Here is a 13121-nt window from a genome sequence, read left to right on the forward strand (position 1 = left end):
GGAGCCGTGTGAATCGAAAGATTCATGCACGGTTTTGTAGCCGAGTCAGGAGGGTGACTTCCTGGCTTAGGCATCTCTTCGTCTGTTAAATGTTGTTGTTGAACTAGAATTATTCGCCAATTAGTAATCAGTTTGAGAGTATTTTCTCGTAAAACATTGTTTTCTGGGAGTGCCAATAATTCACTAACAGCTTGGCGTTGTGTTTCACCTCTGCCTAAAATCCTTAACCACAAGGTGTCATCAGTTATAGGTAGTTCGTTAATCGCTACAATTGCTGTCCTTAAAGATTCCGGCAGTAAGTAAACACCATTAGTCCAGGTTTCTAGCTCTAGTTTAGCTGCAAAACTGTTGAGCAAATTATCAGAAGCACTAGGAGCTAAAATCCACAATTGTGCTAAATTAGCTTCCGGTAAACTGATTTTCTGACGCTTGGCTTCGCGTTGGGAATCTGCAAGAGCATAGAGCAATTTCAGAAGACAGTTTCGGACTTCTGTCTTGCTAGGCTGGTTGCGAAATGGTTCTAGCAACGCCGTACTAGTATTAGTGGCTATCCTTCCTAGCAATCCCAGTGATTCCACTTGTTGGGAAGATGTTACTGTTTGGGAAAATAGTACATCTACTTGACGAACTTCGTCAGTAATTTCTTTGTTTAATTCTACCTCCCCCAACGGTGAAAGTAACTCTTGTAAAAACTGTTTTGAAAACTGGTCATAAGGTTGTCGAGTCATAGTTAACGTCTCAACTGTAGTTTATTTTATAAGGGTTGGTTCTCTCCCTCACCGCCCCAACACCGTCAACCGTCAACGTGAAGGATGTTAATCTCTCATGTTTTCCGGAAATTAAGAGGTAATGTCAGAAAAACTAAATAAAATGACTCACTGAGTAACCAGGTTATGATTCACCACATAATTGGTAAATTATTACAAGGCCGCTACCAAATTGTCCAAAGCTTGGGTGCAGGGGTATTTGGACAAACATACATTGCCGTAGATGTAAATTACCCAGATAAAGCCAAATGCGTAGTTAAAGAGATCAAAGCTAACAGTTTTGAATCCAATTACTTGGACACACTGAGGCTATTGTTTTTAACTGAAACTGAAACTCTGAAGCTTTTAGGAAGCCATCAGCAAATTCCTGAATTCATCGCCTGTTTTGAAGAAAACAAGCGATTTTATTTGGTGCAAGAATATATTGAAGGACACGCCCTGACTGCGGAATTACCAATTAATCAAGAGTGGGGGTCTGTGTGGAGTGAAAGGGAAGTTGTAGAATTTTTATTAGATGTTTTAAGTATTCTAGAATTTGTTCACTCCCAAGGTGTTATTAATTGCGATATTAAACCAGAAAATTTAATTAGACGTGCTGCTGATGGCAAGTTAGTGTTAATTGATTTTGGCTCAATTCAATCGATTGATTTTGGTATAGGTGCAGAATTACCTATTCATAGAATTCCCGTTACTTCCTTGGGATACATACCACCAGAACAATTTATTGGCGAAACACAACCAAATAGCGACCTTTACGCTTTGGGAATGATTGCTATCCAAGCGTTAACAGGGCTAGAACCACTCCAACTAAAAGTCGATCCTTATACAAATGAAATTATTTGGCGTTGTGCAAATACGCCAGTTAATGATTATTTAGCTGCCGTTCTCAGCCAAATGATCCGCTACGATTACCAAAAACGTTTTCAGTCTGCGGGTGAAGTTCTGCGGGTTCTTAAACAAACTATCTGGGAACCTGAGCCAAAACAAATATTAACACCAGATATAAAAGATGATTCCCAGAATTCTAATTCTGGAAAACTATCGCCGTTATTCACAGGAATGAAAGTCGGATTAGCGGCGAATTCTTTGTTAATGGGATTTAGTATATATTCTTTAGTTAATACTTCACCCAATAATCCAGAAACAGAGACTTTATCTCAAGCCAAAAAAGAATATCAAGCAGGGGATTTACAAGAAGCGATTTCACTCGCTAAATCAATTCCTTCCCACAGCAATATTTATCCAGAAGCTCAAGCTACAATCGAAGAATGGCAAGGGAAATGGCAAGTAGCTGCACAACAATATCAATTAGCTTTAACTGCTTATTATGAAAGTAGATGGTCAGATGTCATTGATGCAGCCCGTCAAGTTCCAGATATTTTATATTGGCAATCTAAAACAGATAAATTAGTTCAACAAGCATACATTAATATTCAAGCACAAACCGAAGATTTATTAGCGAAAGCCTACGAAAGTGCCAGCACAAAAGATTTTTCAACAGCATTAAAATACTTGCGTCAAATTCCTAAAGAAAGTTCTGCTGGCGCTATAGTCCAAGACAAATTAGCTGAATATCATCGCAAGCGGCAAATCAGAGCAGCTTACTTTTTAAATAAAGCTTATTATCAAGCATCTCTTGGTAATTTTGATAGTGCTATCAAGTTGCTTAAAAATATTCCCAGTGATACTTTAGTTTATGCGGAAGCTCAAGTTAAATTAAATGAATATACTCGCAAGCAACGCATACTGGCTGAATATCAAAAAGTAAATTCTGGAAAAAGAATAAATTCCTTTGTCTCTCAAAACTCCAATACAAAAATTAAATATCTTCAGGAAGTAAATTACTTACAAGAAGTTAATATCCGCTAGTTACAGTAATTTTCAGATGCGGGAATAGCTCTGGAAGTGGGAAGGCACAAGCAGAAAAGTTTCTCTATCTTCTATCGAAGAATTGCGGCTTTAATCTGCTGACAAATTTCCACTCAAGCTTCATTTTTTTGTGGAGAGTTCAATACCATTTTCTACGCGCAACGTAACCATGCATGTAAGTAGTTATTATGTGTTATCTGTTCTCTGTTCCCTGTTCCCTGTTCCCTGTTCCCTACTTACAAGTCAGAAGTATGCAGAGATTTGTACCTCAGCAGACTAGGAAATGCTTTTCCCCATGCTTGCGTCCTCTTCAGGTTCCTGGCAAGTTTCGCAAACGTTCATCCAAATGAGTACGGTCTGCCAAAACCTTTAACAACGGGCCGTGGGAGGTAAATTCTACAACACTTACTGAACCTACAGGACATCCCAAACGAAACCGGAAGCGTCCGACATCAATTCCTAGTAAATTACATACAATAATTCTGATAGTTGCTTTGTGAGATACTACTAAAACATTACCGCTACTATAATTTTGTTTGATTTCTTCAATTACTTGCATGGCGCGATAAGCAATTGTACCTGCCATTTCTCCACCATTTGGTGCATTCCAAGCCGGATCTGCTGACCAACGAATATAATCATCGTGATAATCACGGCTAATTACTTCTGGGGTTTTTCCTTCCCACTCGCCATAATTAATTTCCTTCAAACCATCCCTGAGTTCTGGTTCCATTCCTATGGCTTGATATAAAGGTTTTGCCGTCTCCACAGTTCGCTTCATAGGACTACAAAAGATAGCTGTCCAAGGTGTGGAACTGTATGCAACTGCAAAAGCTTTGGCCATTTCCAACCCTTCTGGGGTGAGTTCTGAGTCTATAGAACCACAAAAGGAATTATTACGACTACATTCTGTCTGTCCGTGACGGAGAAAATAAAGAGTTAAGCTCATATTAATTTTGAATTTGAGATTTTGGATTTTGGATTAAAAGCTTTTGCCAGAAAGTTCCAGAATTTTAAACAATAGACTTCAAAGAGAAGTGGGGAAAAGGTTAAGGGGTAAAGGGGAAAGGGCAAATAAAAACCCTTTTCCCTTTCCCCCCTCTTGCAAAAGTAACTTTTGCAATAGGTCTAATAATTCCTATGCCAACTTGGCATCATAGTATATTTTCAAGTCAGATAGGCAAAAAAAAGGTGGGTTATACCCACCATACTTTGTTACGCAACACAACAAATTACTCCCTCATAGCAGTCGAAGCATAGTTTAGGACATAAATTGACAGTAAAACCCAGACACCAAGAGACTTTCTTTCCTTATTGCCTGTTGCCTACTGCTTCTTGGCTGCTATACTTCATAATTACCTCTTTTTCCTTTGCCTCTTTGGCGGTAGACTGCCACCAAGCGCTATGAGTTTTAGTTAAAAATTTGAGGTATTCTTTGAGCGAAAAGGAAGTAAGAACTCAGAATTTATTTGCGACTGCTTAACCATTTTGCAGCTGCAATTCCAATAATTCCTGCCACCACAGGATTACTGAGAAATTTGATAATGGCTGGTTGATCTGCCAATACTTCGCGGAAAATGTCTGGATGATTGTGATAGACAAAAGAGGCGAGTTTGCTAACATCATCAGCATTCATACGGTTGGGATTATGTGTAGAAAGACCCAACTGTTGTTCTAGATGTCGTTCATCTAATCCTCTTTCTTTTAAGTGTTTGAAAAAACCCCTTGCTACATCATCGCGTTCGTTTGGTTTAATTTTGGCGATCGCCTGTTGTAATTCCGGCTCCATTTGGCTTGCAGGAATTCTATCTGGATGCAAAGTTTGACCAAATAACTGTCTACGTTGATCTGCTGTTGTGCGTTGAGCGAAATCATCAAAGTTTTGATATTCGGTTGTGGAATTGGCTGTCGGTTCATCCAGAGATTCTACATTTCCCTGCGCCAAATCTTGCATAATTTGGCGTCTATATTCTTGGTTACTTGTCATTTTTTTAATTTCCTTTTTTATGGTTCAATTTTTCTAACTTCATGCAGATGCAATGAATCGTATTTCTACAATTTACTGATTGTCTGGGTTACAAATTCAGCCATTAACTATACTTGATTTGGTTAGTCTGAACGTCATAATCAGTGGTCAAAATTAATTGCTTGTCAGGGCTATAAATCAAAACTTTCAAGTCTTGATTGGGGAAGTTTTTGCGAAAACCTTGAACTAAGGATTTTGCTAATGGTCGGACTTCGTTAGGACGAACTTGAGGAGAAATTACAACACCTAATTTGTTGTTATCACGAACATAAGCGTCTTGAATTAATCCTCTTGATGTTTGCACAACCCAATTACCAAAAGTTTGTCCTTTTGGGCTATTACCACGTTCTAACTCTGCATAAGCTACATCTCTACCAACTGCGGGCGGGTTTGCTGTGCGGTCAACTTTTGACACCGTACCACCAGCACAAGCAGTAGTTATCATCAGAACTACTATTAAAACTAAAGTCGCTAATATTTTGCGACTTTGTTGCAGTAGACTCATTATTTTCGCTCCTAATCAAACGCCTTGAGTAACAAGTTAAATAGTTATAGCAATGTAATTTGATTGATGAAATTATTTAGGTAGTTAGTGAATGGGGAGTAGGGAATCGAGTTTTCCTATCTCAGAGTGATTTTTTTCACCCCATTAAGCATAATTCCTATAATAAATTTAAACTAAAGTGTAAAGAGTGTAGAGACGTGATTAGTTTCGTCTCTACATAAGTTCTACAAGCCAAATTAATACTATTTTGCTCCTTGATAGACGGAGTTTAAAATGAGTTTAAGTTAGCTCCTAGACATTTCATACCTGTTTTACAAAACTTCGATGCACCTGATTCTTTTGAAAGCTTTTGCTAACAAATATGCACTCTAATCAATCTTTTTCTTGATATTGTCTTTTACGTCTTCGATGCCGTGACGCACTTCACTTTCAGCTTGCTTTGCTTTACCTTCGGCTTTATCTTCTGGGTCGCCAGTCACATTTCCTGCTGCTTCTTGGGCTTTACCTTCAATATTCTTAGCAGCAGCTTTAGCGCGTTCTTCTAAACTCATTGGATACTCCTGTTTATTTTATCGAAAGTTTGTTTCAAAGCTATAAATTAACTTTGAAATTCTTTGTTATTACCCTTACACCCTAACTTAAGGTTTTTAGCAAAGCCTTCCACCACAAGGTATATTAAAGAATTCAAAATTCAAAATTCAAAATTCAAAATTGTTAAAAGTAATGGCAGTAAACATCCTAGCTATTATTTAAATACAATTTGAAATGAATTAAGCTTAGTTACCTATGCTAAAAGACGTAGACAAATACAAATAAAAAACCCAGTTCCGTAAAGAAACTGGGTGAATCAAGTTATGGGGATATTCTTTTGGTTTAATCCAGAAAACCCATGAGGTTTGCAGAGTCGTCTATATCGTTTGATGCCACTGGACGGTTACCAAATATTGAATAGCTTTCGGCTACTACTAAGGAACTTGAGCTAACTGGACGAATACCAGAGAGATTAATACTTTCAACGACTTTGAATGTATTAGCACCAATTGGACGAATACCCATTGCGTTATAGGTTTCCACAACTTCCAAATTACTGGTACTAACGGGACGCACTCCAGAAATTGAAAGTTTTTCCGCAACTTGCAAGTCGCTACTGCCTATGGGACGAACTCCAGCAATGGTAAGTGTTCCACGAGTTTCTGGTGCTGACTGTTCGCTAGTTTGCTCGACTTGATCCTTATTCACATTCTCGCCTTGGTGATTTTCAACTTCCACTGTAGTTTCCCCTTTCAGTTTTGCGTACTTCTGCCGAGGATTGATTGCTTTAGCACCACTGCTAACAGCCATAACTGAATACCTCTGGTTTATTAATTGAATTTTACAATAATTAAGGAAAGATGAATTTTTCCTATGTATCAAAGTTTAACCTTAAAAATCCTCATATAGATATAAGAATCTTTAAAACTTATACATAAGTAAATTGTAAGAGTAAAATTTTGTAAAGGATTATGAATATTTCGTAGTTTAATTAGCGAGCTACAATATATAGGGCGTGAAATCGTCACAATCAGGCAGGGTATTTTCAGCAAAACTGTATGACAGAATTTTGTCTTCAAGCTCCTTTTAGTCCCACAGGCGATCAACCGCAAGCGATCGCCCAACTCAGTGCTAGTATCAAAGCTGGCAATCGTTACCAAACTTTACTGGGTGCCACAGGAACAGGCAAGACATTTTCAGTAGCAGCAGTAATTGAGAAAATTGGCAAACCTACTTTAGTCTTGGCGCATAACAAAACCCTAGCCGCACAACTTTGTAACGAACTCCGAGAATTCTTTCCCCACAATGCAGTGGAGTATTTCGTCAGTTATTACGATTATTATCAGCCAGAAGCATATATTCCCGTCACTGATACTTATATTGAAAAAACAGCGGCAATTAATGATGAAATAGATATGTTGCGGCATTCAGCGACGCGATCGCTTTTTGAACGCCGTGATGTTATTGTGGTTGCTTCCATTAGTTGCATTTACGGTTTAGGAATGCCAGCAGAATATCTCAAAGCTGCCATTCCCCTCCAGATAGGCATGGAAGTAAATCAACGTCAAGTTTTGCGGGATTTGACAAATGTGCAATATAGCCGCAACGACTTAGAAATGGGACGGGGAAAATTTCGCGTCCGGGGTGATGTTTTAGAAATTGGCCCGGCTTATGAAGACCGAATTATTCGCGTCGAATTTTTTGGTGATGAAATAGATGCAATTCGTTATATCGACCCTGTAACAGGTGAAATTCTCAAAAGTTTAGAAGCCGTAAATGTTTATCCTGCGCGTCACTTTGTTACTCCAGAAGAACGCTTAGAAATAGCTTGTCAAGACATCGCCGCCGAATTAAAAGAGCAAAAAGCTTACTTAGAAACAGCCGGAAAATTATTAGAAGCACAACGCATAGACCAACGAACGCGCTACGACTTAGAAATGTTGCAGCAAGTTGGTTATTGTAATGGCGTGGAAAACTATTCCCGTCACTTAGCCGGCAGAAAACCCGGAGAACCACCAGAATGTTTAATTGATTATTTTCCCAAAGATTGGTTGCTAGTTATTGACGAATCTCACGTGACTGTCCCTCAAATTCGGGGGATGTATAACGGCGACCAAGCAAGAAAAAAAGTTTTAATCGAGCATGGATTTCGACTTCCTAGTGCTGCTGATAATCGTCCTTTAAAAGCAGAAGAATTTTGGCAAAAAGTAAATCAGTGTATTTTTGTTTCCGCAACTCCAGGAAATTGGGAATTAGAAATTTCTGAAAATCAAATAGTAGAACAAGTAATTCGACCAACTGGGGTAATTGACCCAGAAATTTCTGTGCGTCCCACAGAAGGACAAATTGATGATTTATTAGGAGAAATTAAAGATAGAATTGACCGCCACGAACGCGTGTTAATTACCACATTAACCAAGCGCATGGCGGAAGATTTAACCGAATATCTCCAAGACCACAGTATTCGAGTGCGGTATTTACATTCTGAAATTAATTCCATTGAGCGAATTGAAATTTTACAGAACTTACGCGAAGGTCACTTCGATGTTTTGGTGGGAGTAAACTTACTGCGGGAAGGTTTGGATTTACCCGAAGTTTCCTTAGTAGTAATTATGGACGCAGACAAAGAAGGTTTTTTGCGAGCCGAACGTTCTTTAATTCAAACCATTGGTAGAGCTGCGCGTCACGTCCAGGGACAAGCAATTTTATATGCTGATAATTTAACCGACAGCATGATTAAAGCCATTGATGAAACAGACAGACGACGCGGGATTCAAACGGCATATAACAAACTGCATGGAATTACACCAAAACCAATTACCAAAAAATCGAGTAATGCGATTTTGTCCTTTTTAGATGTATCCCGACGGTTGAATGCAACTGACTTAAAAGTCGTAGAAGAACATCTCGATGAACTACCTTTAGAACAAATTCCAGAATTGATTACTTTGTTAGAAACACAGATGAAAGAAGCGGCGAAAAAATTGGAATTTGAAGAAGCCGCAAAACTGCGCGATCGCATTAAACATTTGCGGGATAAAATGTTGGGACGTTAGTACTTATTCAGGATAGCAATTAAGAGAACGCTCTTTTTTTGCTACCTTAAATAAGGTGAATCATTCATCGATTGCTTAAAGCTGTAAATGTGAAAAAAAATACCTGCCATGACTTACCAGACAATTACCAGCAGAATAACCTCTCAGGAGAAATCATGGCTATTGATGCAGAAATTTTACAAACAATAGAGCAAATGCCAGATTCACTTAAACAAGAACTATTGCATTATGCTAAATATTTAGTTGAGAATTATTCAAAGAGTGCTTCTCAGGAAAGTTCAGCACAACAAAAGCGTCGTTCTGGAATTTTACAAGGAACTTTTGTTTTACCTTTGCCTGATGACTTTGATGAACCAGTTTGAAACCGAAGCCAGCGAAAATTAAATAGGTGAGCGATCGCATTAAGCATCTACGGAGCAACCAAACAAAAATCATCTTGTGCAACAATAGCTGTAGTTTTGTCGGAGTAAAAACTATGGACTGGCGACAGTACATTCATTCAGACCCAAAAATTTTGTTGGGTAAGCCGACTGTGAAAGGAACTCGTTTATCTGTAGAGTTCTTGTTGGGTTTGTTTGCTGCGGGATGGACACAACAACAAGTGCTAGAAAACTATCCTACCCTAAGTTCAGAAGCACTAAGGGCAGTATTTACTTTTACAGCAGAGTGTATGCGTGAAGAATCTTTATACACCCTACCGCTGTTGTCCGAGGCGGGATGATGCGGTTTCTAGCAAATGAAAACTTTCCTGTGATGAGCGTTAGATATTTGCGCTCTAGTGGTTACGATGTAGCCTATGGAAGTGAAGACGCGCCAGGTGCAGAAGATTCTGAGGTTTTGACACGCGCAGTTCGTGAGGGGCGAATTATTTTAACATTTGACCGAGATTATGGTGAATTAATTTACCGCCTGCGAATGCCATCGCCAGTTGGTGTGGTTTATTTCCGTTATTTTCCTGCTTCACCAGAGGAACCTGCTGAAGACTTGCTACGCCTCCTGAGTATGGAAGGCATATCATTAGAAGCAAGTTTTACAGTTCTGGAGCGTACACAGTTACGTCAGCGCCCATTGCCTTAGTTTACTTTCTTTCTCAGCAGCGATCGCTTGTACCGACAAATGCTTAAATAGCATATTTATAACCTAACAATTCAGGCCAGCTTGCAAACGAAAGCCCTTGGTGGTTTTAATTCCTAAACTATATCCATCCCCGCAGTGTTTTATGTACCTGCGCCAAATACCACATATAATCATCAATTTTGTAATTATCAGCAGCTTTAACTATATATTGCTTAGCCAAATCCAAATTATTTTCAGCTTCATAATATAATCCCAAATAAAGATGACTGTAAAAATTTCCCTTTGTCCCTTGAGATTGACCAACATTTAAAACATCATCTGACGTACAATTTCCTGCATATAAATCATATACCTGCCGCATCACTGGCCGGGGGTCGTTTTTCACAGTTAGTAAAGAATTTCGTGCTTTTTCAACACCTGAAATCCGAGCTATGCAGAGATATCGCCATACTGTTTCTTCTACATCTTGAAAATTCACAGTTAAATCTATTTCAAATTGTTGAGCGCCCTGGCCAAATCTTTCTGCATAATAGTACGATAATCCACGTTGCCAGAGGTATGGTTTGACACGCTCATCTAATTTTTCTGCCATATCAAAATCTTCAATAGATTCATCAATTTTTGCCAACTGAAACTTAACCATACCTCGGCGAATATAAGCATTAGGATTTTGGGGTTGATTGCGAACAGTTTCGTTCCAGCGCTGGAGTTGATTTTCTAGTGAATTTGCAGAAAACATAAATTACCAAGCCTGATGCATTAATTAGCATATTTTCAGCTTTAGGGAGAGTACGTCAAGACCCTTTTGCAATTTTCCAAATTTCAGACTTGTTGATTTTCTCAAACATTAATTGTAAAAAACTATTTCATGCCATACTAAATTCTGGTGCTATGTATTAATTTTCTCATGACCAGCATGATCAAATTTCCTTGGCAGCAAGAAGCAATTATTCGCCACAGTCAACGCCTGATAAACAGCTTTCGCCATTGGACGGGAAATTCTTTATTGGATGTAAATGGTGTACCCCAGGAGATAGCACATGTATTATTTGAAGCACCTTTTGTCTTAGTTTCTCATGGGATTGAGTCAGATCCAATTTTTAACTATGGTAATCGCAAAGCATTAGAACTTTGGGAGCTTTCTTGGGAAGAATTTATCACAATGCCTTCCCGAAAATCTGCTGAAGAAGTAGTGCAAGAAGAACGCGATCGCCTATTATCAGAAGCAGCAAATAAAGGCTTTATCTCTAATTATTCTGGTATCCGTACCTCTAGCAACGGTAAACGCTTTTACATAGAAAATACGATACTTTGGAACGTTTTAGATGAAGAAAATCAGCACTGCGGTCAAGCTGCTTTTTTCTCTAGTTGGAAATTTATCACATGACTGAATAACAGTAGGTTAGGACTTACACTGCAACACTGATATTGTCATTGCGATCGAAACAAAGTGTAGTAAAGCAATTCCAACGTCAGGGGAAATTACTTCTTCTTTTAGTTCAACCAAGATCTATCCACGAGGTAGAAGAAACTACTTGTTAAATTCAGTAATGTAGAGTTTGTGCTTTAAAATCAGGAAAAACGCCCGTGGTTCCCATTAGAGATAATAATCCTACAAAAATTACCCCTTATGTGACTTATGGACTGGTTGCTGCCAACGTCCTCGCTTTTCTCTATGAATCAAGTCTTCCCCCACGAGCATTAAATGGATTTTTACACCTTGCAGCTGTGGTTCCTAGCGAACTTACCTTAAGCTTTGCTGGTATTTCTCTACATCAACCGGTTCCAGAGTGGGCGACTTTGATTACTTCACAATTTTTGCACGGCGGTTTGTTACACCTAGCCGGCAACATGTTGTTTCTATGGATTTTTGGTAATAACGTTGAAGATAAATTAGGTCATGCCAAATATTTATTGTTCTATTTATCTTGTGGCGTTTTAGCGTCATTAACCCAGTGGTACTTCGGTCAAGATTCTAGCATTCCTTCATTGGGTGCGAGTGGTGCGATCGCAGGTGTTATGGGAGCTTACATTCTTCGCTTTCCCAAAGCCGAAGTTATTGGTGTTGTACCCTTAGGATTTTTCTTCCCGACTTTCCGCGTCCCTGCATACTTCTTTCTGGGATTTTGGTTTCTCGAACAAGCCTTCTACGGACTTGTTAGCCTTGAAACACCCACCAACATCGGTATGGAAAGCGGCGGTATTGCCTACTGGGCCCATGCAGGCGGGTTTATCTTCGGCGCAATTCTTGGGCCACTCTTGGGTTTATTCAGCGATAAATCCCCAGAAGAATCTTGGTTATAGTTAAGTTTAGAAGAATTTTATTTTTAAGCCAATCCCACTCTTTCTAGGGTGGGATTTTACATTAGACCTGCCTTAAAAATAGGGCATTGGGTATGAGTTCAAATACCTAGACTCAACAACTGCTAGTAATACAAGCTATATTGCAGTTAGTTAATAATTTAGGAAAAACACCAGTGTTTCCTCTTTACGATGAAAATCCCACACGTATTACCCCGTATTTCACCTACGGGTTAATTGGCATGAATATTTTAGTTTTTCTTCACGAGGTGAGCCTGTCAAATGCACGATTGAATTTATTTTTAAGTCAGTATGCAGTAATCCCTCAACAGTTAACCACCAATTTTTCTCAGGAATGGATAACTTTATTTACGTCACAATTCTTACACGGCGGATGGTGGCATTTAATCTCAAATATGCTGTTTCTCTGGATTTTTGGCAACAATATTGAAGAGCGTTTAGGCCATTTTAGATATTTAATTTTTTATTTGGCGTGTGGTGCTTTAGCTGCATTGTGCCAATGGTTTATTGGCATTAATTCTGAGATTCCTTCATTAGGCGCAAGTGGTTCAATTTCCGGAGTATTAGGTGCGTACATTATTCGTTTTCCCCAAGCTAGAGTGATGACTTTAGTCTTTTTGGGGATTTTCATCACCACCATCCGAGTACCAGCTTTAGTAATAATTGGACTTTTCTTTGTACAAAATGTCATATCCGGTCTTGTAAGCCTACAAACAGCCGCCAACATGAGCGTAGAAAGTGGTGGAGTTGCCTACTGGGCACACATCGGTGGTTTTGTTTTTGGCATCATTCTGGCTCCTCTATTTGGGTTGTTTAGAAGGGATTAATGGGGTGGGCATTAAGAGTTAATAGTTAGGAGTTAGGAGTTTGGAGTTAGGAGTTTGGAGTTTGGAGTGATGAGTTGGTGGACGTAGTTTCACCCCATCACCCCATCTTTGTATCTCCCCTAGTGGTCTATCGCATTAATT

15 protein-coding genes are annotated in these 13121 nt (G+C 39.0%); 8 read left to right on the forward strand and 7 right to left on the reverse strand.

Annotated elements, in window-relative coordinates; translation table 11 throughout:
* A partial coding sequence (locus GNE10_RS06410) for a hypothetical protein (RefSeq protein ID WP_185564153.1) occupies positions 1 to 728 on the reverse strand: 728 nt, incomplete at its 3' end.
* Between the two features lie 165 nt (positions 729 to 893).
* Here GNE10_RS06410 and GNE10_RS06415 point away from each other — a divergent pair.
* Positions 894 to 2636 (forward strand): serine/threonine-protein kinase, encoded by a 1743-nt coding sequence (locus tag GNE10_RS06415; RefSeq protein WP_185564154.1) that lies wholly within the window; start codon positions 894 to 896, stop codon positions 2634 to 2636.
* A gap of 310 nt (positions 2637 to 2946) precedes the next feature.
* On the opposite strand, the gene GNE10_RS06420 is transcribed toward GNE10_RS06415, so the two are convergent.
* From GNE10_RS06420 to GNE10_RS06440, 5 genes are all read right to left on the reverse strand, one after another.
* Positions 2947 to 3585 carry a histidine phosphatase family protein gene (locus GNE10_RS06420; protein ID WP_185564155.1) on the reverse strand — a complete coding sequence of 213 codons (639 nt, stop codon included), beginning with the start codon at positions 3583 to 3585 and terminating at the stop codon, positions 2947 to 2949.
* A gap of 516 nt (positions 3586 to 4101) precedes the next feature.
* Positions 4102 to 4623 carry a hypothetical protein gene (locus tag GNE10_RS06425; RefSeq protein WP_185564156.1) on the reverse strand — a complete coding sequence of 174 codons (522 nt, stop codon included), beginning with the start codon at positions 4621 to 4623 and terminating at the stop codon, positions 4102 to 4104.
* Between the two features lie 103 nt (positions 4624 to 4726).
* Positions 4727 to 5167 (reverse strand): hypothetical protein, encoded by a 441-nt coding sequence (locus GNE10_RS06430; protein WP_185564157.1) that lies wholly within the window; start codon positions 5165 to 5167, stop codon positions 4727 to 4729.
* A 368-nt stretch (positions 5168 to 5535) separates the two neighbouring features.
* Positions 5536 to 5718, reverse strand: a complete 183-nt coding sequence (locus tag GNE10_RS06435; protein WP_185564158.1) for a CsbD family protein — start codon at positions 5716 to 5718, stop codon at positions 5536 to 5538.
* 322 nt (positions 5719 to 6040) lie between these two features.
* Positions 6041 to 6508, reverse strand: a complete 468-nt coding sequence (locus tag GNE10_RS06440; protein ID WP_185564159.1) for a hypothetical protein — start codon at positions 6506 to 6508, stop codon at positions 6041 to 6043.
* Between the two features lie 248 nt (positions 6509 to 6756).
* On the opposite strand from GNE10_RS06440, the gene uvrB reads away from it, so the two are divergent.
* The 4 genes from uvrB to GNE10_RS06460 all read left to right on the forward strand — a co-directional run bounded on the left by uvrB (position 6757) and on the right by GNE10_RS06460 (position 9831).
* Positions 6757 to 8754: an excinuclease ABC subunit UvrB gene (gene uvrB / locus GNE10_RS06445; protein ID WP_185564160.1), complete on the forward strand. Its 1998-nt coding sequence runs from the start codon at positions 6757 to 6759 to the stop codon at positions 8752 to 8754.
* An 89-nt stretch (positions 8755 to 8843) separates the two neighbouring features.
* Positions 8844 to 9116, forward strand: a complete 273-nt coding sequence (locus GNE10_RS06450) for a DUF2281 domain-containing protein (protein WP_311774795.1) — start codon at positions 8844 to 8846, stop codon at positions 9114 to 9116.
* Between the two features lie 113 nt (positions 9117 to 9229).
* Positions 9230 to 9475 carry a DUF433 domain-containing protein gene (locus GNE10_RS06455; RefSeq protein ID WP_099071166.1) on the forward strand — a complete coding sequence of 82 codons (246 nt, stop codon included), beginning with the start codon at positions 9230 to 9232 and terminating at the stop codon, positions 9473 to 9475.
* Positions 9472 to 9831, forward strand: coding sequence for a DUF5615 family PIN-like protein (locus tag GNE10_RS06460; RefSeq protein ID WP_260446814.1), 360 nt, complete (start codon positions 9472 to 9474; stop codon positions 9829 to 9831). The genes GNE10_RS06455 and GNE10_RS06460 overlap by 4 nt, the downstream gene beginning before the upstream one ends.
* A 118-nt stretch (positions 9832 to 9949) precedes the next feature.
* Here the strand turns inward: GNE10_RS06460 and GNE10_RS06465 are convergent, their stop codons facing one another.
* Positions 9950 to 10570: a hypothetical protein gene (locus tag GNE10_RS06465; protein ID WP_185564161.1), complete on the reverse strand. Its 621-nt coding sequence runs from the start codon at positions 10568 to 10570 to the stop codon at positions 9950 to 9952.
* Between the two features lie 168 nt (positions 10571 to 10738).
* Here GNE10_RS06465 and GNE10_RS06470 point away from each other — a divergent pair, with 168 nt between their 5' ends.
* The 3 genes from GNE10_RS06470 (at position 10739) to GNE10_RS06480 (ending at position 12980) form a co-directional block, all read left to right on the forward strand.
* Positions 10739 to 11218: an MEKHLA domain-containing protein gene (locus GNE10_RS06470; RefSeq protein WP_185564162.1), complete on the forward strand. Its 480-nt coding sequence runs from the start codon at positions 10739 to 10741 to the stop codon at positions 11216 to 11218.
* Positions 11219 to 11418: 200 nt separating this feature from the next.
* Positions 11419 to 12135: a rhomboid family intramembrane serine protease gene (locus GNE10_RS06475; RefSeq protein ID WP_185564163.1), complete on the forward strand. Its 717-nt coding sequence runs from the start codon at positions 11419 to 11421 to the stop codon at positions 12133 to 12135.
* Between the two features lie 173 nt (positions 12136 to 12308).
* Positions 12309 to 12980, forward strand: a complete 672-nt coding sequence (locus GNE10_RS06480; protein WP_185564164.1) for a rhomboid family intramembrane serine protease — start codon at positions 12309 to 12311, stop codon at positions 12978 to 12980.
* The last annotated feature ends 141 nt before the right edge of the window (positions 12981 to 13121 follow it).

It is taken from the genome of Nostoc sp. 2RC, assembly GCF_014222165.1.
GTDB classification, from domain to species: Bacteria; Cyanobacteriota; Cyanobacteriia; order Cyanobacteriales; family Nostocaceae; genus Nostoc; species Nostoc linckia.

Excerpts from the sequence above, each read along its gene's own strand:
- GNE10_RS06460 (WP_260446814.1), top strand. The coding sequence starts at position 9,472 with ATGATGCGGTTTCTAGCAAATGAAAACTTTCCTGTGATGAGCGTTAGA.
- GNE10_RS06420 (WP_185564155.1), bottom strand. The coding sequence starts at position 3,585 with ATGAGCTTAACTCTTTATTTTCTCCGTCACGGACAGACAGAATGTAGT.
- GNE10_RS06425 (WP_185564156.1), bottom strand. The coding sequence starts at position 4,623 with ATGACAAGTAACCAAGAATATAGACGCCAAATTATGCAAGATTTGGCG.
- GNE10_RS06470 (WP_185564162.1), top strand. The coding sequence starts at position 10,739 with ATGACCAGCATGATCAAATTTCCTTGGCAGCAAGAAGCAATTATTCGC.
- GNE10_RS06465 (WP_185564161.1), bottom strand. The coding sequence starts at position 10,570 with ATGTTTTCTGCAAATTCACTAGAAAATCAACTCCAGCGCTGGAACGAA.
- GNE10_RS06440 (WP_185564159.1), bottom strand. The coding sequence starts at position 6,508 with ATGGCTGTTAGCAGTGGTGCTAAAGCAATCAATCCTCGGCAGAAGTAC.
- GNE10_RS06415 (WP_185564154.1), top strand. The coding sequence starts at position 894 with ATGATTCACCACATAATTGGTAAATTATTACAAGGCCGCTACCAAATT.
- GNE10_RS06430 (WP_185564157.1), bottom strand. The coding sequence starts at position 5,167 with ATGAGTCTACTGCAACAAAGTCGCAAAATATTAGCGACTTTAGTTTTA.
- GNE10_RS06435 (WP_185564158.1), bottom strand. The coding sequence starts at position 5,718 with ATGAGTTTAGAAGAACGCGCTAAAGCTGCTGCTAAGAATATTGAAGGT.
- uvrB (WP_185564160.1), top strand. The coding sequence starts at position 6,757 with ATGACAGAATTTTGTCTTCAAGCTCCTTTTAGTCCCACAGGCGATCAA.
- GNE10_RS06455 (WP_099071166.1), top strand. The coding sequence starts at position 9,230 with ATGGACTGGCGACAGTACATTCATTCAGACCCAAAAATTTTGTTGGGT.